At 61.7% G+C, this 21006-nt stretch carries 24 protein-coding genes; 15 read left to right on the top strand and 9 right to left on the bottom strand.

Going from position 1 to position 21006, the window contains the following annotated elements; genetic code table 11:
* Positions 1 to 303 precede the first annotated feature (303 nt).
* Positions 304 to 1707 carry a PLP-dependent aminotransferase family protein gene (locus tag FHT69_RS17775; RefSeq protein ID WP_047614519.1) on the bottom strand — a complete coding sequence of 468 codons (1404 nt, stop codon included), beginning with the start codon at positions 1705 to 1707 and terminating at the stop codon, positions 304 to 306.
* 374 nt (positions 1708 to 2081) lie between these two features.
* Positions 2082 to 3038, bottom strand: coding sequence for an SDR family NAD(P)-dependent oxidoreductase (locus FHT69_RS17780; RefSeq protein WP_183905742.1), 957 nt, complete (start codon positions 3036 to 3038; stop codon positions 2082 to 2084).
* 121 nt (positions 3039 to 3159) lie between these two features.
* Between FHT69_RS17780 and FHT69_RS17785 the strand changes: the two genes are divergently transcribed.
* Together FHT69_RS17785 and FHT69_RS17790 are read left to right on the top strand one after the other, a co-directional pair.
* Positions 3160 to 4101 (top strand): AraC family transcriptional regulator, encoded by a 942-nt coding sequence (locus FHT69_RS17785; RefSeq protein ID WP_183905743.1) that lies wholly within the window; start codon positions 3160 to 3162, stop codon positions 4099 to 4101.
* 125 nt (positions 4102 to 4226) lie between these two features.
* Complete coding sequence (locus FHT69_RS17790; RefSeq protein ID WP_183905744.1) at positions 4227 to 5132, top strand: S1C family serine protease; 906 nt, start codon at positions 4227 to 4229, stop codon at positions 5130 to 5132.
* A gap of 38 nt (positions 5133 to 5170) precedes the next feature.
* On the opposite strand, the gene FHT69_RS17795 is transcribed toward FHT69_RS17790, so the two are convergent.
* Positions 5171 to 6175, bottom strand: coding sequence for a LacI family DNA-binding transcriptional regulator (locus tag FHT69_RS17795; protein ID WP_047614349.1), 1005 nt, complete (start codon positions 6173 to 6175; stop codon positions 5171 to 5173).
* A 197-nt stretch (positions 6176 to 6372) separates the two neighbouring features.
* Between FHT69_RS17795 and FHT69_RS17800 the strand changes: the two genes are divergently transcribed.
* Genes FHT69_RS17800 through FHT69_RS17810 form a run of 3 tightly spaced genes read left to right on the top strand, consistent with a single transcriptional unit; the run spans position 6373 to position 9417 of the window.
* Complete coding sequence (locus FHT69_RS17800) at positions 6373 to 7287, top strand: sugar phosphate isomerase/epimerase family protein (protein ID WP_183905745.1); 915 nt, start codon at positions 6373 to 6375, stop codon at positions 7285 to 7287.
* A gap of 32 nt (positions 7288 to 7319) precedes the next feature.
* Complete coding sequence (locus FHT69_RS17805; protein WP_168333885.1) at positions 7320 to 8243, top strand: TIM barrel protein; 924 nt, start codon at positions 7320 to 7322, stop codon at positions 8241 to 8243.
* Positions 8244 to 8253: 10 nt separating this feature from the next.
* Positions 8254 to 9417, top strand: coding sequence for a Gfo/Idh/MocA family protein (locus tag FHT69_RS17810; RefSeq protein ID WP_183905746.1), 1164 nt, complete (start codon positions 8254 to 8256; stop codon positions 9415 to 9417).
* Positions 9418 to 9444: 27 nt separating this feature from the next.
* On the opposite strand, the gene FHT69_RS17815 is transcribed toward FHT69_RS17810, so the two are convergent.
* The 4 genes from FHT69_RS17815 to groES all read right to left on the bottom strand — a co-directional run bounded on the left by FHT69_RS17815 (position 9445) and on the right by groES (position 12141).
* The gene (locus tag FHT69_RS17815) at positions 9445 to 9615 is read right to left on the bottom strand and encodes a hypothetical protein (RefSeq protein WP_164735918.1); all 171 of its coding nucleotides are present in this window, start codon (positions 9613 to 9615) and stop codon (positions 9445 to 9447) included.
* Between the two features lie 67 nt (positions 9616 to 9682).
* Positions 9683 to 10075, bottom strand: a complete 393-nt coding sequence (locus FHT69_RS17820; RefSeq protein ID WP_047614341.1) for a hypothetical protein — start codon at positions 10073 to 10075, stop codon at positions 9683 to 9685.
* A gap of 66 nt (positions 10076 to 10141) precedes the next feature.
* Positions 10142 to 11776 carry a chaperonin GroEL gene (gene groL, locus FHT69_RS17825; RefSeq protein ID WP_168333882.1) on the bottom strand — a complete coding sequence of 545 codons (1635 nt, stop codon included), beginning with the start codon at positions 11774 to 11776 and terminating at the stop codon, positions 10142 to 10144.
* A gap of 47 nt (positions 11777 to 11823) precedes the next feature.
* Positions 11824 to 12141, bottom strand: a complete 318-nt coding sequence (groES, locus tag FHT69_RS17830) for a co-chaperone GroES (RefSeq protein WP_127430380.1) — start codon at positions 12139 to 12141, stop codon at positions 11824 to 11826.
* 501 nt (positions 12142 to 12642) lie between these two features.
* Here groES and FHT69_RS34285 point away from each other — a divergent pair.
* From FHT69_RS34285 to FHT69_RS17850, 4 genes are all read left to right on the top strand, one after another.
* Positions 12643 to 12906, top strand: coding sequence for a hypothetical protein (locus FHT69_RS34285; RefSeq protein WP_183905747.1), 264 nt, complete (start codon positions 12643 to 12645; stop codon positions 12904 to 12906).
* Positions 12903 to 13229 carry a hypothetical protein gene (locus FHT69_RS17840; RefSeq protein ID WP_127430382.1) on the top strand — a complete coding sequence of 109 codons (327 nt, stop codon included), beginning with the start codon at positions 12903 to 12905 and terminating at the stop codon, positions 13227 to 13229. Before FHT69_RS34285 ends, FHT69_RS17840 begins: the two co-directional genes overlap by 4 nt.
* Positions 13226 to 13537, top strand: a complete 312-nt coding sequence (locus FHT69_RS17845) for a hypothetical protein (RefSeq protein WP_127430383.1) — start codon at positions 13226 to 13228, stop codon at positions 13535 to 13537. The genes FHT69_RS17840 and FHT69_RS17845 overlap by 4 nt, the downstream gene beginning before the upstream one ends.
* A gap of 237 nt (positions 13538 to 13774) precedes the next feature.
* On the top strand, positions 13775 to 14155 hold the full coding sequence (locus tag FHT69_RS17850) for a VOC family protein (protein WP_047614333.1): 381 nt from the start codon (positions 13775 to 13777) through the stop codon (positions 14153 to 14155).
* A 50-nt stretch (positions 14156 to 14205) separates the two neighbouring features.
* Here the strand turns inward: FHT69_RS17850 and FHT69_RS17855 are convergent, their stop codons facing one another.
* The gene (locus tag FHT69_RS17855; RefSeq protein WP_048338366.1) at positions 14206 to 14592 is read right to left on the bottom strand and encodes an ectoine synthase; all 387 of its coding nucleotides are present in this window, start codon (positions 14590 to 14592) and stop codon (positions 14206 to 14208) included.
* Positions 14593 to 14723: 131 nt separating this feature from the next.
* On the opposite strand from FHT69_RS17855, the gene FHT69_RS17860 reads away from it, so the two are divergent.
* Positions 14724 to 15587 (top strand): LysR substrate-binding domain-containing protein, encoded by an 864-nt coding sequence (locus FHT69_RS17860; protein WP_183905872.1) that lies wholly within the window; start codon positions 14724 to 14726, stop codon positions 15585 to 15587.
* 41 nt (positions 15588 to 15628) lie between these two features.
* Here the strand turns inward: FHT69_RS17860 and FHT69_RS17865 are convergent, their stop codons facing one another.
* Positions 15629 to 16591 carry a LysR family transcriptional regulator gene (locus FHT69_RS17865; RefSeq protein ID WP_063476666.1) on the bottom strand — a complete coding sequence of 321 codons (963 nt, stop codon included), beginning with the start codon at positions 16589 to 16591 and terminating at the stop codon, positions 15629 to 15631.
* A 123-nt stretch (positions 16592 to 16714) separates the two neighbouring features.
* Here FHT69_RS17865 and FHT69_RS17870 point away from each other — a divergent pair, with 123 nt between their 5' ends.
* From FHT69_RS17870 to FHT69_RS17890, 5 genes are all read left to right on the top strand, one after another.
* Positions 16715 to 18115, top strand: a complete 1401-nt coding sequence (locus tag FHT69_RS17870; protein WP_063476665.1) for an MFS transporter — start codon at positions 16715 to 16717, stop codon at positions 18113 to 18115.
* A 95-nt stretch (positions 18116 to 18210) separates the two neighbouring features.
* Positions 18211 to 18588, top strand: a complete 378-nt coding sequence (locus FHT69_RS17875; RefSeq protein ID WP_174824448.1) for a hypothetical protein — start codon at positions 18211 to 18213, stop codon at positions 18586 to 18588.
* Between the two features lie 27 nt (positions 18589 to 18615).
* Positions 18616 to 18951, top strand: a complete 336-nt coding sequence (locus FHT69_RS17880) for a hypothetical protein (RefSeq protein ID WP_047614326.1) — start codon at positions 18616 to 18618, stop codon at positions 18949 to 18951.
* A gap of 373 nt (positions 18952 to 19324) precedes the next feature.
* A complete protein-coding gene (locus FHT69_RS17885; protein ID WP_164735919.1) occupies positions 19325 to 19468 on the top strand; it encodes a hypothetical protein in 144 nt (47 codons plus the stop codon).
* Between the two features lie 300 nt (positions 19469 to 19768).
* On the top strand, positions 19769 to 20872 hold the full coding sequence (locus FHT69_RS17890) for a fatty acid desaturase (RefSeq protein ID WP_047614325.1): 1104 nt from the start codon (positions 19769 to 19771) through the stop codon (positions 20870 to 20872).
* Positions 20873 to 21006 lie beyond the last annotated feature (134 nt).

A 21006-nucleotide genomic window follows, 5' to 3' on the forward strand; every position in this document is an offset into this window, starting at 1 on the left:
CCTCGTCCTATCTGGCGCGGAACATTGATTCCATCAATTCCGCACATTGAATGCATTCAATATAGTTACATTGCAAATGCATTACCAGTCAACTCGTCAGAATGCCGCAGGTTTCCTGCCGGCTGGCCGGGGCTGATCAACGGCAAACATGAAAATGGAGATCAAAGCGGCGCCATAACGGGAGCGCACCGAATGCGGCGGCCGCATTCGGCCATCCCGAACGGTTCGAGTCGCGGCGGATTTGATGGGTGACCCTTCCGGCTTTCGGATGCGCCCGGTAGGTTCAGCCGCACCGCTTGAACGTCAGAAGAACGAGGCCGCCATCTCGGGCGGGCCTTCCAGCGCATGGGCCATGAATTCCAGCGCGCCCTGCAACTTCTCCCGGGTGATCGGTCCGCCGAGGCAGACGCGCACCGCCTCGGGCGCCGTGCCCTCCACCGTGAAGGCATCGCTTGCTACGACGCCGATGCCGGAGGAGCGGGTATGGCTGCCGAAGGTGGAGCGGGTCCAGCCGTTGGAAAGCGGCAGCCAGATGTTGAAACTGATCGGATCGGCGCGGTAGCTGCCGGCAGGCAGGATGGTGGCGACCATCTGCTGGCGGGCGGCGGCCTCGGCACGGATGAAGCGCAGGATCGTATCGGCGGTGCCATCCTCGATCCAGCGGGTGGCGAGCGCCACGGTCAGCGGCGAGGCCATGACGTTGTTGGCGCGCATGGCGCTGACGAAGGGCCATACGGCCTTGCTGTCGGGCGCCACGACATAGGCAAGGCGCAGGCCCGCACCGATGCATTTTGCCAGTCCGCCAATATGCCAGGTCAGATCAGGCGCTGTTGCCGCGAGCGGCGCCGGACCTTGCTGCGGAATGAAGCCGTAGGCATCGTCTTCGACAATCGGCACGTGATATTTGCGGGCAACGGCGCAGATTTCCTCGCGCCGCCTGACCGGGATGGTCAGCGTCGTCGGGTTCTGCAGCGTCGGATTGAGATAAAGCGCCTTCGGCTTCAATCTCTCGCAGGCCTCGGCAAAGGCGTCGGGCAGGATACCGTCCTCGTCCATCGGCAGGCCGGTCAGATTGAGCCGCAGCTGGGCGGCGATCGAGCGCATGCCGGGATAGGTGATGACTTCCGAAAGCACGGTTTCGCCGGGTTTTGCCAGCAGACCAAAAATCGCCAGCAGGGCCGGATGGGCGCCTGGCGTGACGAAGATCCGCTCCTGCGACGGCACCAGCCCGCGACGGCTGAGCCAGGAGGCTGCAGCCTCCTTGTCCATGCTGGAGCCGCCGAAACCCTGATAGCGCAGCAGCGGAATGAGGCTCGCCGCCACCGCCGACATGCCCTCGCGCATGCGGGCAATCAGTTCCGGGTCATCCGGCTCCGGCGGCATGTTCATCGAGAAATCGACGACGGAGGCGCGGCGGGGATCGGGCGCGGCGTCGGGCGCAAAACCCTGGCGCTCCTTGTCGGCGCCACCGGTGACGAAGGTGCCGCGGCCGACATGCGAATCCACCAGCCCGCGCTTCTGCGCCTCGACATAACCTCTGGCTACCGTCGTGAAATCGACATTCAGCCGCTTGGCGAGTTCACGTTGCGGCGGCAGCCGGTCCCCAACCACCAGATGCCCGCTGCGCAAATCCATTTCGATCACGTCGGCGATCGCCATATAACGAGGACTGCTGCTGCGGCTGAGATCGGGATGCCAGTCTTTCATGTCGTGATCCGTGTCAGTCTGATTCCTGATGAGATTGACGGTATATTGTTGCACAATGCCGCTGTCACGAAAAATGTCGCGCGCCAAGTTGGGGAAGCGACGCTGGCCGGTATGGCGCAGCTTTTGCGCACTCCTTGATACGTTTTAATGACGGATTGTCGCCGGATTTGACTGCTATTTGCGCAAATACAATCTGGCACGTCAGCCGTCATCCACCGCGGGATCTCTTTTCCGGCAACATCCGCCCCGGCGAGGCGCTGCGGATCGAGTTGATCGGGCTTTCACCCGAGTAGTCCCGGGTGAGCCACGAGGACGGCAAGACAATCGGCAGCGTCTCAGCACGCATTGACGAGGGTTTGCCGCGAGCTATGGCTTCAGGCCGCCGCGAAAGCGTCAATGCCGGTCAACCTTGCCGACAGGATCCATAGGCGCGCTGCCTCCTCGGCATCGGCTGCATGGTCGCTGACACCGCCGGGTTCTCCATCCGTTGCGCGGATGGCGATATCGCAGTCCTCGCAATAGAGGCCTCCCATACCGTCGAGTTGCGGCGAGGTCGCCGCCCAGACCTGCGTGGCGGCCCCCTGGGATGGCGTCTTGAACGTCGGATCCATCGGATTGCCGTCCGCATCGATCCAGCCGGCACTGACCATTTCCTCCTTTGCGAGATGGCGCTGCAAGGGGGTAAAGATCTTGCCCGGGTGCAGCGAGAAGGCGCGGATGCCGCTGTCGCGCCCGAGCCTGTCCAGATGCACGGCGAAAAGTGCGTTGGCAGTCTTCGACTGGCCGTAGGCCCGCCATTTGTCGTAACCGGTCTCGAATTGCATATCCTCCCATCGTATGGCGGAGTTGCGATGGCCACCGGAGGAAACCGAAACGATGCGAGCGCCGCGCAAGATTGCCGGCCAAAGGCGGTTGACCAAGGCAAAATGGCCGAGATGGTTGGTCGCGAACTGTGCCTCCCATCCGTCGCCGACGCGCGTTTCCGGGCAGGCCATGATGCCGGCGCTGTTGATCACCATATCGATGCTGCGGCCAGACGCGACGAACCGCTCGGCAAAGACGCGAACGCTTTCGAGGTCGGAAAGGTCGATCCGATCAATCTCTACGCCATCGATGCCGGCGACCGCGCTGCGCGCCGCCTCGATGCTCCTTGCGCCGATGATCACCTTAGCGCCCGCGCCCGCCAGAGCCCGTGTGGCCTCGAGCCCGAGGCCGGAATGGCCACCGGTGACGATGGCGCGCTTGCCGGAAAGATCGAGACCGGCCAGAACCTCGTCGGCAGTCGTGTAGGCTCCAAATCCGGAGCCGATGGGGACTTGTTTGTCATTCATGATAATTACCCTTTTTCCGTGTTGCCGTCGCTCGGCACGACGACCGCGAGAATAAGGCGTGGCCTCCAGACGATCTATGCGCTAGAGTCCATCATCTCTTCGCCATCGTCCGGATTTCTTCATGGACCCATTATCCGATGTTCTCGCACTGCTCAAACCGCGCAGCTATGTTTCCGCGGGGCTTGATGCTGGCGGTGCTTGGGCGATCGATTTTCCGCCCCCTGATGGCATCAAGTTCAACGCGGTGATATCAGGCGGGTGCTGGCTGAGCGTCGATGGCGTCCCCGAAGCTGTCCGCCTCGAGGAAAGCGACTGCTTTCTGCTGACGAGCCGCCGAGCCTTTCGTCTCGCCAGCGATCCGACTCTCGAAGCGATCCCGTCCGACGCGATCTATTCGATCGCCCGCGATGGGATTGCGACTTGCGGCGGCGGCGGCGATTTCTTCCTGATCGGCAGCCGTTTTTCCTTTTCGGGGGGAAATTCGGACATCCTTCTCGGAATCCTGCCGCCGATCGTCCATGTGAAGAAGGATTCCGATCACGCCGCCGTGCTGCGCTGGTGTCTCGATCGGATGACGCGCGAATTGCGTGACCAGCAGCCGGGTGGCTTTCTGATGGCGGAGCATTTTGCTCATGTCATGCTCATGCAGGTATTGCGCCTCCATATCGCATCGCCGAATGCGCGCGGCGTCGGCTGGCTTTTCGCGCTTGCCGACCGGCGGATCGGTGCGGCTATCCGTGCGGTGCACGCCGATCCGGCCCGCAAGTGGACCTTGCAGTCGCTGGCTGAACGGGCCTCGATGTCCCGGTCGAGTTTTGCTCTCCACTTCAAGGAAAAGGTCGGGCTTGCCCCGATGGACTATTTGACGCGCTGGCGCATGCTTCTCGCAGGTGACCGATTGACGAACTCGGCTGAAGCAATCGCCGGTGTTGCCCTGTCGCTCGGCTATGAATCCGAAAGCGCATTCAGCACTGCTTTCAAGAGAGTGATGGGATGCTCGCCGCGGCAATATGGTCGCGCTCAACTGCCCGGAGCCATGCGAGATAGTCTCGGCGCTCAGTGAAACCTTTGATTGGTGCAGGCATCAGCGTTGGCCTGCCGAAATTCCGTCCGATACGGCCTTGCACCCGCCGTTCATTCTCTTACCTATTCAAGGAAGAATGCTCCGGCGCCCATCGGGATGAAAGCATGAATATCGATCCGATTCTGCGGTCAGTCGTGGCCGTCCGTTCCTCCATTCCGGAAGATGCCTTTACAGCGCAGACGCTGGGCACTGTCCGGGAGGGCAGCGGCGTGGTCATTCGCGACAACGGGCTGGTGCTGACCATCGGTTATCTCATCACCGAGGCTGAAGAAGTATGGCTCACGACCCATGACGGGCGCGTCGTTCCCGCCCATGCGCTTGCCTACGATCAGGAGAGCGGCTTCGGCCTGGTGCAGGCGCTTGGCCCGCTGAATGCGCCGGCGGTGGATCTCGGCGACGCGGCCACGGCCAAGCCCGGCGATCCTGTCGTGCTCGCCGATGGGATCGGAGAATTCGTCCAGGCAAACATCGTCGCCCGGCAGGAATTTGCCGGCTACTGGGAATATCTGCTGGACGAGGCGATTTTCACCGCACCGGCTCATCACTCATGGGGCGGCGCCGCCCTGATCGGTTCGGACGGCAAACTTCTCGGCATCGGTTCGCTTCGCCTGCAGATGAGCCAGGGCGACGAGGTCGCCGATATCAACATGGTCGTGCCGATCGACCTTTTACCGCCGATCCTCGACGATCTGTTGAACCGGGGCCAGGTCAACAAGCCACCGCGGCCCTGGCTCGGTGCCTTCTCCGCCGAGAGCAATGGCGGCGTGGTGGTGATGAGCGTGGCCGAAGGCGGTCCGGCCGCCCAGGCGGGCCTGCGGCAGGGCGATATCATCTCGGAGATCCGCGACGAGGAGATCGACGGCCTGGCCGATTTCTACCGCAAGCTCTGGAGCAGCGGTCCCGCCGGCGCCGAGATCCCCATGCGGGTCCTCAGGAACGGCCGGGAAGCCTGGCTGCGCATCAAGTCCGCCGACCGCAACAGCTTTCTCAAGAAGCCTCAGTTGCAATAGGGGCGCGCCGGCGCCCCAAAACGCCGATTACATCCACCTCAAAGATTTTCCCGCGTGATCGTCAGGAAGCGCACTGGCTCGGCGCTGACTTCCACCTCGATGAGACCAAGCCTGTTCAGGGCAAGGTCTATCGAACGCCTCGCCTGGACCTCCGGCGCCTGATCGAGCACGATCGACATGATACCGCGACGGAGATAGTCCTGCGTCTGCCCGGTCAATTCGTGGCCGACCCAGAAGGGCCGCCCGGCCTTGTTGGCCGCGAGAACCCTGGCAACGCCCTTGTTGTCGCCGCCGGCGCTATAGACGCCGATGATGCCGGGCTCCCGCCTGAGCGCCGCTTGCAGCAGTTCGATGGCATTGTGTTCGTCGTCGAGATCGAACATGACTTCGGTGAAACGATGCTCGTTTGAAGCATGGTCCGAGAGATAGGCGGAAAAGCCGCGGATCCGCTCCTTATGGTTCTCATAGGCGCCGCTATGGCAGAGAGCGACGAAGGAGCCGGGGCGCTGCGCCAGCATGCCCGACATGTAATGGGCGGCGGTGCGGCCGGCGGCATAATTGTCGATGCCGACATAGGGCAGTTCGGGGGCCGGACGGGTCATGATCTGGACGACGGGAATGCCGAGCTCTGCGGCCTTGCGCACGCTGGTGACGACATCGGCATGGTCGGGCGCGACCACGATCAGCGCCGACCGGCGGGCCGTCGGGTTGGCGATATAGCGGGCAAATTGCGCCGGCTCGTTCTCGCGCACGAAGGTGCGGTGAACGACGATGCTGTCGTCGAGCGAGGCGGCGATGCGCTCGAACGCCCGGTTCAGGCGCGAATAGAAGCTGGTCTCCGGGCGAACCAGGATCACCTCGATCCGGATCAGGCCGCGATGGGCGACCGGCAGGCTTTGCCGGTATTCAAGCCGTCTTGCCGCGAGAAACACCTTCTCCACCGTCTCCGGCCGTACGCCGCCGCGATTATTGAGGACGCGCTCCACCGTCGCGGTGCCGACGCCGGCTTCCCGGGCCACATCCTTCAAAGTCACCTTCGTCACAGGCTTATTCACTCCCAAAGCTGACACAGCAGAGCATCCGCGCTTCGCACGGTCAATGATCAAATTTGATCATCGAAGCATTGGAATATCGAGGCGCCGCGGCAGTATCGTGGCGGCAATCCGGGAGGAGCACCGGAAGCATGAAACGAGATCAAGGAGCGTCCGCCGGCGATGGCTGGGGATGACGGAGGAACCAGATGAAGATCGCACTCGACCCGCATATGCACCGTCACCTCAACCTCAACGACCTCTGCCGCAAGGCGGCGGAGCTCGGCTATGAGCATATCGAGCTTTCGCCGCGTGACGATTTTCTGCCCTGGTGGGTGCGCCCGCGGGCACACAAGGAACGCATCGCGGAATTCAAGGCGGCGCTGAAGGATCATGGCGTCCAGCTCGCCTCGCTGCTGCCGATGTATCGCTGGGCGAGCCCGCATGAGGATGAGCGGCAGGCGGCGGTGCGCTACTGGAAGGAAGCGATCGAAATCGCGGCCGAAATGGGCTGCGATACGATGAACTCGGAATTCGGCCGCGGCCCGTCACCGGATCGCAGCCACCGCTCCAACTGCTGCGGCGGCATGCACACCCGCGAGCACAGCGAGGCAGCCTGGTGGCGCTCGATGGAAGAGCTCGTTCCGGTGTTCGAGCGCGAGGGTGTCACGCTCAACATGGAGCCGCATCCGGAAGACTGGTGCGAAACGCTGCATCCGGCGATCGACATGCTGAAGACCATCGGCTCGAAGAACGTCAAGTTCCTCTATTGCGCGCCGCATACTTTCTATTTCGGTGACGACATGGCGCGGATGATCCGCGATGCCGGCCCGCTGATCGCCCATGTGCATGTGGCCGATACCTACAATCACAAGGCGTCGTCAGGGCTGCGCTACATCATCAACCCGCCGGGCGCCAAGGTGACGATCCATCAGCACATGGATATGTACCAGGGCGAGATCAACTGGGATGTGTTCTTCTCCTCGCTCGCCGCTGTCGGCTTCGACGGCATCATCACCGCCTGCGTCTTCGGCTGGGAAGACCGCGCCGATGAATCCGGCCGCTTCATGCGCGCCGAAATCCAGAAATATGTCGACAAATACTGGCCCGGGAAACGCGGCTGACCCTCGGCATCACCACTATCAGGAACAGAACCGTGACCATCACGATTACGACGGCCCCCTGCTGCTGGGGCGTTGATGACGTCAGCAATCCAAACCTTCCCGCCTGGGAGCGGGTCTTCGACGAGGCCGCCGCCGCCGGCTATGGCGGCCTTGAGCTCGGGCCCTACGGCTACGTGCCGCTCGATGATGCGCTGGTCGCCAAGGCGCTTGCCGAACGCAATCTGTTCATCGTCGCCGGCACGATCTTCGACGATCTGGTCTCCGCCGACAATCGGGAGACATTGCTGCGGCAGACCGACGAAATCTGCGCCGTGATCACCCGGCTGCCGCAGCCGGAACAGGTGGCGGGCCAGCGGTTCAGGACGCCCTATCTCACGGTCATGGACTGGGGCCATGACGAGCGAGACTATGCCGCCGGCCATTCCGATCGTGCGCCGCGCCTCGACGACAAGGCCTGGGCCGGGATGATCGCCAATATCACGGCGATCGCCGAACTTGCTCAGCGCAAATACGGCGTTCGCGCCGTCATCCATCCGCATGCGGGCGGCTATATCGAATTCGCCGACGAGATCGAGCGGGTGGCGGGTGACATTCCGCAGGCAGTCGCAGGATTCTGCCTTGACACCGGCCATACTTATTATGCCGGCATGGACCCGGTGGAGACGCTGCGCCGCTATGCCGACCGGCTCGACTACGTCCATTTCAAGGATATCGACCAGGCCGTCTTCGACCGCGTGCTCGGTGAAAGGATCCGCTTCTTCGAGGCCTGCGGACAGGGCGTGATGTGCCCGATCGGCCGCGGCATCATCGACTACCCCGCCGTCAAGCGGACGCTCGAGGAGATCGGTTATCACGGCTTCATCACCGTCGAGCAGGAGCGCGATCCGAGGAATGTCGCCGGCAGCCTCGACGATGTGAAGCAAAGCCGCGATTACCTCAGGTCCGTTGGTTTTTAGGGAAAACACTATGACGAATGACAGGCGAAAGCCGATCCGCTGGGGCATGGTCGGCGGCGGCAAAGGCAGCCAGATCGGCTATATTCATCGCTCGGCGGCGCATCGCGACGACGTCTTTGCCCTTGCGGCGGGTGCCTTCGATATCGATCCCGAGCGCGGGCGCGCCTTCGGTCTAAATCTCGGGCTCGACGCAGCCCGCAGCTACCCGGACTATGCGACGATGTTTGCCGCCGAAGCCGCACGCGCCGACGGTATCGAAGCGGTGTCGATCGCAACTCCCAACAATACCCATTTCGCGATCTGCAAGGCAGCTCTCGAACATGATCTGCATGTGATCTGCGAAAAGCCGCTCTGCTTTACCATCGCCGAAGCCGAGGAGTTGAAGGCGCTGTCAAAAGCGCGCGGTCGGATCGTCGGCGTGACCTATGGCTATGCCGGCCATCAGATGATCGAGCAGGCGCGCGCCATGGTCAGGAATGGCGATCTCGGTGAGATCCGCATCGTCAACCTGCAATTTGCCCACGGCTTCCACAGTGCTGCGGTCGAGGAGCAGAACCCGTCGACGCGCTGGCGTGTCGATCCGAAATTCGCGGGCCCCAGCTATGTCCTCGGCGACGTCGGAACCCATCCGCTCTACATTGCCAAGGTCATTCTGCCGCACCTCAAGATCAGCCGCCTCCTCTGCACCCGCCAGAGCTTCGTCAAAAGCCGCGCGCCGCTGGAGGACAATGCGGTGACCCTGATGGAATACGACAATGGCGCGATCGCCACCATCTGGTCGAGCGCCGTCAATGCCGGCTCCATGCACGGCCAGAAGATCCGCATCGTCGGCTCGAAGGCCAGCATCGAATGGTGGGATGAGCGGCCGAACCAACTCTCCTACGAGATCCAGGGGGAACCCACCCGCATTCTCGAGCGCGGCATGGACTATCTCTATCCCGAGGCCAGGATCGACGACCGCATCGGCGGCGGCCATCCGGAAGGCCTTTTCGAAGCCTGGGCAAACCTCTACCGTCGCTTCGGCTTTGCCATCAACAGAGTGCGCGGCCTCGCGCCGGCGGGCATTGAAGATCTTGTCTTTCCCGATGTCGATGCCGGGTTGGAAGGGGTGCGCTGGGTGGAAAACTGCGTGCAGTCCGCCGACGCCGGCGGGGTCTGGCTGGATTATCGCTAGGCCGTCAACCGCGGTGTGACGCTATGCTCAGATAAGCCGGTCGTCATCTTCCGCCGCCTGCGGCGCGCGGCGACGCGTGCTGTCGTTGGCGGCTTTTTTCTGCCCGTCGGCTGATGCCTCAGGGACTTTCTTGAGGCTTTCGCCGCCGGCGTCGTCTGCGGCTGGCTGCGGGTCGCTCTTTTTTTCAAAGCGGATCATGGGTCATTTCCTGCTTCAACAGTGGGAGCGCTCCGCAGATATATCGGAGCGCTCTGGAAGAACGGTGTCAGACGGCAAGCGCAGTGGCGCAGCCTTGAACACTTCGGCTGTCGGACGAGGTCTGCCCAGGCATGGTTGCCCAGCCGCCCGCCTCGACAAACTGACGCTGCTTGTAGCCATCGTTAAGCGCTTTGAACTCGATCAGTTTAGCGCTCGCATCCGGCGCCGCCTTGAACCGCTCGACGCAAATGGCCGACGCCAATTCTCCGCGTGCGGTATCGCCGGCGGCGGCTGCCGCTTTGCTTGACGTGCCGCCTGTGACCCAGCCTCCCCAGCTGAAGCCGATGATCATCGTGGCGATCGCCGTGACGACGCAGGCCCAGACGAGAAGCGTCTTGGATGGCTGGTAATTGTCGAAACGCTGGGTAATCGATGTCTTGCTGCTGCTCTGCACGGACATTGGAATTCTCCCTGTCTATTGTTCGGGTTGCGCCGTCCGGCGACGCCGGACCGGTTCAGGCTGGCCTCAGTATCCCATATCGCCCATGCCGCCATTTCCGGCTGCAGGAGCAGAGTCTCTTGCGGGAATGTCGGCGATCATCACCTCGGCGGTGATCAGAAGCGCCGCAATCGAGCCGGCGTCCTGCAGAGCGGTGCGTACGACCTTGGCCGGATCGACGATGCCGGCCTCGATCATATCAACATAGGTCTCCGTCTGTGCGTCGAAGCCCTGATTGTGATCATTGCTGCCGGCGAGTTTTCCGACGACGATGGAGCCTTCGAACCCGGCATTGTCGGCGATCTGCCGGATCGGGGCTTCAAGCGCCCTGAGCACGATCGAGATGCCGGCCGTCACGTCGGCGTTGTCGCCGGTCAAACCCGTCAGCGCCGACTTCGCGCGCAACAGTGCCACGCCGCCGCCCGGCACGATGCCCTCTTCGACCGCCGCACGGGTTGCGTTCAGCGCGTCGTCGATGCGGTCCTTCTTTTCCTTGACCTCCGTCTCGGTCGCACCGCCGACACGGATGACTGCGACGCCGCCGGCCAGTTTCGCCAGGCGTTCCTGCAGCTTTTCCTTGTCGTAGTCGGAGGTGGTCTCCTCGATCTGCGCCTTGATCTGCTGGATGCGCGCCTGGATGGCCGCTTTATCGCCGGAACCGTCGATGATCGTGGTGCTCTCCTTGTCGATCAGCACGCGCTTGGCGCGGCCGAGCATATCGAGCGTGACGTTTTCGAGCTTGATGCCGAGATCCTCGGAAATCATCTGGCCTGATGTCAGCACGGCAATATCTTCCAGCATGGCCTTGCGGCGGTCGCCGAAGCCCGGCGCCTTGACGGCCGCGACCTTCAGGCCGCCGCGCAGCTTGTTGACGACCAGCGTCGCCAACGCCTCGCCTTCGACATCCTCAGAGATGAGCAGAAGCGGTTTGCCGGTCTGCACGACGGCTTCCAGGATTGGCAGCATCGCCTGCAGGCTGCCGAGCTTCTTCTCGTGAAGGAGGATATAGGGGTCCTCCAGTTCCACGCGCATCTTCTCGGCATTGGTAACGAAATAGGGTGAGAGGTAGCCGCGGTCGAACTGCATGCCCTCGACGACGTCGAGTTCGGTCTCGGCGGTGCGCGCCTCCTCAACGGTGATGACGCCCTCATTGCCGACCTTGTCCATCGCCTTGGCGATCATCTCGCCGACGCTGACGTCGCCATTGGCGGCAATGGTGCCGACCTGGGCGATTTCGCCTGACGATTTGACCTTCCTCGCCCGCGCCTGGATCTCCTTGACCACCGCAACGACGCCGAGATCGATGCCGCGCCTGAGATCCATGGGATTCATGCCGGCAGCGACGAGCTTTGCGCCTTCACGAAAGATGGAGGCCGCAAGCACCGTCGCCGTCGTCGTGCCGTCGCCGGCAAGATCATTGGTCTTCGACGCCACCTCGCGCACCATTTGCGCGCCCATGTTCTCGAACTTGTCGGCGAGCTCGACTTCCTTGGCGACGGTGACGCCGTCCTTGGTGATGCGCGGTGCGCCATAGGCCTTGTCGATGACGACGTTGCGGCCCTTGGGGCCAAGCGTGACCTTGACGGCGTTGTTGAGCAATTCGACGCCGCGCAACAGGCGATCGCGCGCATCGGTGGAGAATCTGATTTCCTTGGCAGACATGATATTGGTCCAGTTCGGTCTTGAGATACGGATCGGAATGCGATCGATCAGGCGGCCTTTTGAGAGGCCACTCCGATCTTTTCGACGATGCCCATGATGTCGGTCTCCTTCATGATCAGAAGGATCTCGCCCTCGATCGTGACCTCTGCCCCCGACCATTTTCCGAACAGAATGCGATCACCGACCTTGACGTCGAGCGGGTTGAGAGTGCCGCTATTGTCGCGCAGGCCCGGGCCGACTGCGACCACGTCGCCTTCCTGCGGCTTTTCCTTGGCGGCGTCTGGAATGATGATCCCGCCCTTGGATTTGACATCGCCTTCCGCACGTCGAATGACGACGCGGTCGTGAAGTGAACGGAATTTCATAGAGGTCTTTCTGCTGCCGGCGCATATGGCGGCTGCAACACATAAATAGCACCCGTGGCACTCGATTGATAGGAGTGCCAAGAAATATTATTCACGCTGAAAAATTCAGGAAATCATTTCGGCGGGATGTTTTGTAATAATTATGAATTGAATAGAATTTCTTGAGCCATTACGCTCCATTTTATTTACGTGACCGCGGAGTTAATTTGGCGTTTTTTATAGATAAATCCGAATTTATCTTGATTTAAACGCAATCCAGGCGTAACGATAAGTCTCGTCGATTTGGCCGACTTGGCTTCGCGGTGTCAGAGACCTACGACCCGCCATACACCACCGAATTCTCGATAGCGAATAATGACGTCGTTCCGGCGTGCATTTCGCGTATTCGATCCGGAATGAGCTTGGCGCTGACCGCGGATGTACCGGCAGCGCCGAGTTCGTCCGGTTCGGATCTCAACGATACAGGAAACGCATCGGCGTATTCCTGCGGAGGCCTTAGCCGTGACAAGCCGCACCACACAAACCGTCGTCCGCTTTTCATCTCCTTTCCGCCTGCCAGGTTTCGACGGGACACAGCCAGCCGGGGAATATCGCGTCGATTATGACGAGGAATTGATCGATGGCGTTTCCAGGCTTGCCTGGCGACGCGTCGGCGCTTTCATCCACCTGCCGGCGATCGCCGCACAGAGTTCGACGCTGCAGATGATGCCGATCCATCCGTCAGATCTCGAAACCGCACTCGAACAGGATCACCAGCAATCATGACCGCTACGCGCAACCCGCAACGCAACGGACGCCCCGTCCGACGCGAGGCAGCAACACATATCTTCAAGGTGGGGCAGACCGTCCGGTTGAAGGACGGGTTCTTCATCGTTCCCTCCAAACTCCCCGATACATACCGCATTACCGCCACGCTGCCTCCGAGAGGCAATGTGCTGCAATACCGCATCCGCAGTGACGACGAACGTCACGAGCGGGTGACGACGGAAGACAGCCTGGAACCGCTAAACCTATCGCCCGGCAGCGGCGCAACACTGATCGAGACAACGTTTGGCCACGGCCCGAATGACGGAAGGTTGACATCGTGAACAGTCATGAAGACGAAGGAAGACCGAACGCCTTTGCTGTCGGCAACAACAAGGGCGGCGCGGCCGGCCACTACGCCATGGACATCGGACGCGACCGCCGGATCGAACCCGCCCGTTCGTGGACCGTCTATCACGCGAGCGTTCCGACGCACGCGGACCATGCCGTGAACGGCGCGAGCCGTTCGCAGGCCGGGAGAGACATGCTGTCCTTCAATCTTCTCAACATCGGATACCGGAAGGAATGGCTCAGGCTATCCGACGCTGCGCAGATCGCTCGTGACACCCCGCCGGCTCATCCGTGGCGTTAGGATCCGGCCCCTACTCCGCCCTTCCCCCAAATCACGTGACAGCGTCGCAGGGCTTGCGCTGAACAGCGGCAATTCGGCGCGCCGATTTCTTCGCCAAGGCGCTCGAGCGGATCGCCAGCCTTTTTGAACGACGCCCTTTCGTTGACTTCGGACCGCGGTTGAAAGATGTTGGCGTCGTGCCATCTTGAGGGATGAGCCGTCCTTCGGAGACCAAGGGAAGTCAGGGAGTTTGCGTCCATGTTCGATCACGTCTCCATCGGCGTAAAAGACATCGAAAGAGCCCGCCGTTTCTACGACGCGGCGCTGGCGCCGCTCGGATATGAGCGGCTGTCCAATTCCGACACGATGATCGGCTACGGCCCGGAAAGGGTCGGCCTCTGGGTGATGCAGGTCGAACACCCCGTTGTTGCCGATCTGCGATCCGGGCTGCATTTCTGCTTCGTCGCCCCGAACGAGGCTGCGGTCGATGCCTTTCACGCGGCGGCCGTCGCCTCCGGCGGCACGGATAATGGCGAACCGGGGATCCGGCCGGATTACGGACAATTCTATTACGCCGCCTTCATCATCGACCCGGACGGCTACCGGCTCGAAGCCTATTTTCATAAAGGCGAGCTGTAACAAGCCGACTGACCGTCAGAAAACCGCGCATTTTCCCTTATAGGCTGATCTCAATAAGCCGATCCCGAGGGGTCGTTCAAATTATGGCGCTCGGATCCCTCGAGCGGCGGATTGAAGACGCTGACGAGGATCATATCCTGGTCACGGCCGCCGCGCAGCAGATGCTTGTCATGCTTGTCGAGCACATAGATATCGCCTTGACGGATCGGAAAGACGGTGCCGTCCATATCCTCCACCTCGCCCTCGCCGGCGATGCAATAGCAGGCTTCGAGATGCTGGCGGTATTCGAGAAGCGAAACGGTGTTGGCGCGCACGATCGTATGACAAACGGTAAACCCCATCCCGTCCTTTTCCGTCAGCAAACGGTGGCTCGTCCCATTGCCCCATTCCACAAAATAGTCGGTTGCTTCGACATCCTTCAGGCTGCGCACATACATTCCGCTCTCCTGGTGTAAGAAAATTTGACACGTCAGCGATACTGTTCAGATCCGCTTCCTGCAGTCATACTGGTGATCTCCATATTCGGACAAATGATGATTTCTATCGGATAGCTGAGGAAAACTTACAGATGACACTTCCATTCGGCGCATTGAGAGCCTTCGAAGCGGCAGCGCGTCTTTCAAGTTTCTCACGCGCCGGCGACGAATTGCGCGTCACGCATGCCGCGATCAGCCATCAGATCCGTCATTTGGAGGAATGGTTCGGACGTGCCTTGTTTCTGCGTGAAAAACGCGGCGTGCGGCTCGCACCCGAGGCCAAAAGCTTTGCCGAAACCCTATCGAGCAGTCTTGAAAGAATTTCCGCAGAAGCGGAATTATTGAAGCTCAGGACGAGATCCGAGATCACCGTCGGCTGCATCCCGTCCATCGCGACGCGATGGCTGATACCATCGCTCAGCGATTTCCTGGCGAGGCATTCGGATGTCACAATAAAGGTGGTCTACGCCATGGCCGAACAGCGTCTGCGTGAAACCGGCTGCGATGTACTGATTACGCTTGGCGCCGACACCTTCGAAGGCGTCGTTTGCCACCAGCTTTTCTCCCGCGCCACTCAACCTGTCGCCAGTCCGCGCTATCTTGAAAGAAAGGGCAGCATCTACCACGCGACACAGATCGCAACGGCAGACCTGCTCCACGACGAGACCACAGCGCATTGGGCGCAGTGGCTCGACAAGGCGGGCGTGCCGTTGACGCCAACGCTAAAGGGGCCGGTGTTTCAAGACTTCAATTTGCTCGCAACCGCCGCCATTGCCGGTCATGGCGTGGCACTTTGCCCGGTCGAGTTATGCCGCCGCGAAATCGAGAATGGCGACCTGATCGTGCTCTCGGACATCGCGATTCTCGCACAGGAGAGCTATTTTCTGATCTGCAGGGCTTCTCCCCAAAAATCAATTTCAGCCTTCTGTACGTGGTTCAAATCGGTCATTGAATAGACGGAGGCCGGGGCGACAATCTCGATGCAATCACCCCTGAGTCAAGCCGCAGCTCTCGATATCGATACGCGGCAGCCGGAGGCTTCGAGCGCCTCGCTGGCGACGTCAAGGAACAGGCCGCGGAACCAGCGCGCCCGGCCGTCCGCCTGGTCGACGCGGCGATAGAGCATGGTCACGGGATCGGCCGGCAGGGAAAGCGGCGGCTGGCAGATCGTCAGCCCATGCAATTGCGCCATGCAGCGACCGATCGATTCCGGCACCGTGGCGATGGCCGGCATGGCCCTGAGCGCCGTCGGCAAGGCGGAAAAACGCGGCACCGTCGCCACCACCTGCCTGACGTGGCCAGTGCGGCTCAGCGCGCTATCGATGCTGGTCGCGGCATTGCCTTCGAACGAAACGGTGACATGGGCGACATTGGCGAAATCCTTGAGGCTCAACGGCGCCTTCAGCCGGAGCTGGGCTTCATCGTAGATGCAGATCGAGGCCTGATCGAACAGCGGCGCGCGGATGTGCCAGGAGGCCGGCTCTTCGTGCACCGAGACGCTGAAGTCGAAGACGCCCTCGTCCAGCCGGCGCGCGGCATCGCGCTTGTCGGAAGCGATGCCGATCAGCCGGGCGCCGGGTGAGAGCTGGAGAAGACGGGCGGCAAGCGGGCCGAAGAAGGCCGATTCGAGATTGTCGCACATGCCGATGCGGAACTCGCCCTGCCAGCTGGCCGGATCGAATTCGGCCTGCGGGCGGATGGCACGCTCGATGCCCGACAGCGCATCCTCGATCGCCGGGGCGATGGAAAGGGCCCGTGGCGTCGGCTGCAGGCCGCGGCCGACGCGCACGAACAATTCGTCATCCAGCGCCTCGCGCAGGCGCCGCAAAGCGGCCGAAAGACCGGGCTGGCCAAGCAGCAGCCGCTCTGCGGCGCGGCTGACATTGCGCTCCTGCATCAGCACCGAAAAGGCCAGCAGCAGATTGAGGTCGATCTTGCGAAGAGTGGCATCATTCATCATCACCAGTAATACCTGGCATGGCTACTATCAATTTGCAATAGGAAAGGAAGCTGTACATTTTCTCGTTCCCTGCCGCCCGGCAACCTCCCCCGATGAGGCGGCAGCAAATAAGGAACGATTTCGATGACTCTTTCCAAATCGCGAAACGGGGCAGGGCTGGCATTGCTGCTGCTCTGCGCCGCCAATTTTCTCGACGCCATGGATGTCTCCACCATCGGCGTCGCGCTGCCTGCCATCCAGGCCGAACTCGGCATGGAGGCGACCTCGCTGCAATGGGCCGTCAGCGCCTATGTGCTCGGCTATGGCGGCTTCCTGCTGCTCGGCGGCCGGGTCGCCGACGTCTTCGGCCATCGCCGCGTCTTCCTCTGGTCGCTGGCAATTTTTGCCACCGCCAGCATCGCCGGCGGCTTCGTCGACAGCGGCCCGACACTGATCGCCGCCCGGTTGATCAAGGGCATTGCCGCCGCCTTCACCGCGCCGGCCGCCCTGGCGCTGCTGCTCTCCGTCTTCGGCGAGGGAACGGCGCGGGCAAAAGCGCTCGGCGTCTTCTCCTCCACCGGCGCCGCCGGCTTCGTGCTCGGCATGGTGATCGGCGGTGCTGCGACGATCTTCAGCTGGCGGGCGACGCTCGTCATGGGCGCGCCGGTCGCCATCCTGACGCTCCTTCTTGCGCCGCTGGTGCTGCCGGCCGACCCGAAAAGAACCGGACCGCGGCCGGCCTTCGACTGGGCCGGCGCGCTGACCATCACACCCGGGCTCTTGCTCTTCGTCTTCGGGATCACCAACGCTGCGGCAGCGGGCTGGCAGGCCTTCCCGACCTGTTGCTCGCTCATCGCGTCGCTGGTGCTGATCCTGCTCTTCCTCGCGGTCGAAGCGCGCCATGCCGATCCGATGGTGCCGCTCGGCATGTTCCGTCGGGCCAAGCTTCGGCATGCCAATGCGATTGCCGCCCTCTTCCAGGGCGCCTATGTCGGCTTCCAGTTCCTGGCGACGCTCTACTATCAGAACGCCATAGGCTGGTCGGCCTTCACCACCGGCTTCTGCTTTGCGCTTGGCGGCGTCTTCGTGATGTTCCTGGCGCCACGTTTTGCCACACTCGCGCAAAATCGCGGCGCCACCGGGCTGATGGCGGTGGGTGTCGGCCTGCAAGCCTTCAGCTACATCTTCTGGGTGACCGCGCTCGGACATGTCGACCCGATCCTGCTCGTTCTGTTCTCGCAGATCCCGCTCGGCCTCGGTTACGCCCTGACCTACCCCTCGGTGCAGGTCGCGGCCCTTTCCGATGTGGAGGACGACAAGGCTGGACTCGCCTCGGGACTGCTCTTTGCCTCCTTCCAGATCGGCGGCGGCATCGTGCTTGCGGCCGCCTCGGCGGTCTTCGGCGCCGCGCCGCATTTCGGCTGGGACCCTTATGTCGCCGGCATCGCCTTCGTGGCGTTGCTTGCCATCGCCATCACCCTGCTTGCAGCCGCCGGTCCGCGGACATCGGCCGCCCGGAGACCCAGCTATCAGGCGGCGGAATAACCATCTCGGCCCGCACCCTGACCGGTGCGGGCTGCCCATCAACCGGTGCGATATCCGCAGCAAGATTCCCGTTGCGTTGCCTCAGCGAAAGGCGCATGGTCCCGCCTTCGGCAGCCATCGCACGGGCGCTGCCGACTGAGGGTTTTTATACCCTCGCCCCGACGAAAGGAGGACCGATGTCTTCCACCTCAGAAAAGCCGCATCTGACCTCGTCCGATCTCGACATGCTTCAGGGCGTGCTCGACGACGCCGGCTACGACGCCAGAATCCTGATCGATGACGAACGGGTTTTCAACGTCGCGGCCATCCTGCTGATCAGGCTGTTCCAAGAGGGCGTCACCTCGCCGGCCATGCTCTCACGGGCGCTCGAACACCATTTCGGCAAGCCGAAGGCCCCGCCGAAAGTGGTAACTCCTGTCTGTAACCGATATGCGATACAGGGATTGCCCCGCGAAAGACGTGCCGCCGGCTAGCCAGCCGCCCGGCTCCGAAGGATTATTGTGCGGAAAACCCTCTTGCTTTGTATCTCAGTCGCAGCGGCCGCCTATTTCGGATGGGTGCAATTCGGAGCTTACCAGCAACGGCAGCAGGACAAGGATCTTGCAGACATCGACAAGGAGCGCCGGGTGGCGCTCCTTGAGATCGACGGCTGCCAGGCGAAAGTGGATCTGCTTCTGTCGATGACCGACCGCCTTCTCAAGGCCGGTGGCATGCGGGTGCCACTCGATATCGGGCGGGATATCGAACTCTGTTTGGCTCGCGGCATCATGTCGGCATCAGGCCTGGCCGAGATGGAAAGAACGAAGCTGATCCGGCTGTTTCCATTAAATGAATAAGCCCTGTGGAAATATGGCTTTCCTGCGGCGATGGCCTTAATGGCACCTCAATTTTATTCTATGAAGAGGGCTCGCTGATTTGGCCGATGCGGCATTTGCGGTGACCGGTTTTCCGGCCCCGCCATTTTCCCGATCGCGAAAGCATGGTGACGTCCCGTCTCAACGTCGGGTTTGGCTTTCGGTGACCTCTCCGGTCATCCGCCTCCAGACTGCGATGCGGTTTCAGCAGGCATCATTTTCATTCCATTCCTGCGGCCCGGTGTTGTCGGGTTGCCCCTCATGACGTTCCCGCGATCTCCAGTCGCGACCGACAAGCGGGGCGAATACCACGCAGGCCGCGGTTTTTAATGTCGATCCAAAGGGAGACTCATCCATGGCAAAAGGACAGGTAAGAAGCAATCGCGAGGTCCGGAAGCCAAAAAAGGACAAGCAAGCTGCGAAAGTGGAAAGCACATTCGCCAACCAGATGAAGACGGCGACCAAAGCCGCCCCGCAGGGCAGTGCTCCAAAAAAATAGGGGCTCGTCTCGAGCCCTGGACGGGGCTCTCATCATCGATGGCGCATAACAGCGCAAATCAAGATCGATTTGCGGAAGGATTATGCGCAGATTCAAAGTCACAGCGTGCCCTTTCAGCACGCCGCGCTCTGGCGTGACGGGATCACGCATGAACGTGTTTTAAAGAAAACGGAAGGTGCCACACAAAATGACCCCTCTTCATACCATGTACCGCTTCGACTATCCGCTATTCCTCATTCGCTCAGCCGTGGTGATTGCACTCGGCTTTTCGACTGTCGCTGCCTTTCACGGCGCTATTCTGTGATCGAATCTGCGCGCCGCAGCGAGTGCGAGGAAATCCGGGTTGCCCCTTCGGGCGAGCCTGACGAAAACCCGAAGCGATCCGAAGATCAAACCGCCCTTTTCACCGAGAAGGGCTGGTTGAAGATCCTTGCCCAATATCGCCAGCCACGGGCCGGACGCAGCGCCTTCGAGCTTGCCGTCACGGTCGTCCCCTTCGCGCTGTTCTGGGCCGCCGCATGGGCGGCGGTTCATTACAGCTTCTGGCCAGGTCTCATCCTCGTCGTTCCCGCCGCCGCTTTCCTGCTCCGGCTGTTCATGATCCAGCATGATTGCGGCCACGGCTCGTTTTTCGCCCGTCGCGGCGTCGACGACTGGGTTGGACGCACGATCGGCATCCTGACGTTGACGCCTTACGACTATTGGCGTCGGGCGCACGCAGAACACCACGCCTCGGCCGGGAACCTGGACGAGCGCGGCGTTGGCGACATCGAGACGCTGACGATTGCCGAATACAACGCGCTGTCGCGCTGGGGCCGGATCGGCTACCGGCTCTACCGGCACCCGATCGTGATGTTCGGCATTGGACCGGCATGGCTGTTTCTCATCAAGCAGCGCCTGCCTTTCGGCATGATGCGCTCCGGCGCCCTGCCCTGGATCTCGACCATGGCGACCAATCTTGCCATCGCAGCGGCCGCCGCACTGCTGATCTGGGCAGTCGGGATCGTCCCCTTTCTGCTGGTGCATCTGCCGATCGTGCTTCTGGCCGGCGCTGCCGGCGTCTGGCTGTTCTACGTCCAGCACCAGTTCGAGGAAACACATTGGTCGAAGAAGCCGGACTGGCAGTTCCAGCATGCGGCCCTGCACGGTGCCTCGCATTACGACCTGCCGCCGGTGCTGCGCTGGATCACCGGCAATATCGGCATCCACCACGTGCATCATCTGTCGAGCCGGGTGCCCTACTACCGGCTGCCGGAGGTGCTGCGAGACCATCCTGAGCTTGCCGATATCGGCCGCATCACGCTCATGGACAGCCTGCGCTGCGTCAAACTGGTGCTGTGGGACGAACAGGCGAAGCGGCTGGTGTCGTTTCGCGACGCAGCCCGGCTCGCCGCAGCAAGATAACCGGCGGGCTCTGAGCGGTTCCGCTTTTGAAGCGCAGACCGCTCTGACCTTTTGTTTTTACGAAAATCCAGGGAAACCGGTTGACGGTTTCCCTGGAATCGGTCGGGCTTTTGCAGACGCAAAACCCCGCGCAG

The organism is Rhizobium sp. BK008 (assembly GCF_014197345.1).
Classification (GTDB): domain Bacteria; phylum Pseudomonadota; class Alphaproteobacteria; order Rhizobiales; family Rhizobiaceae; genus Rhizobium; species Rhizobium anhuiense.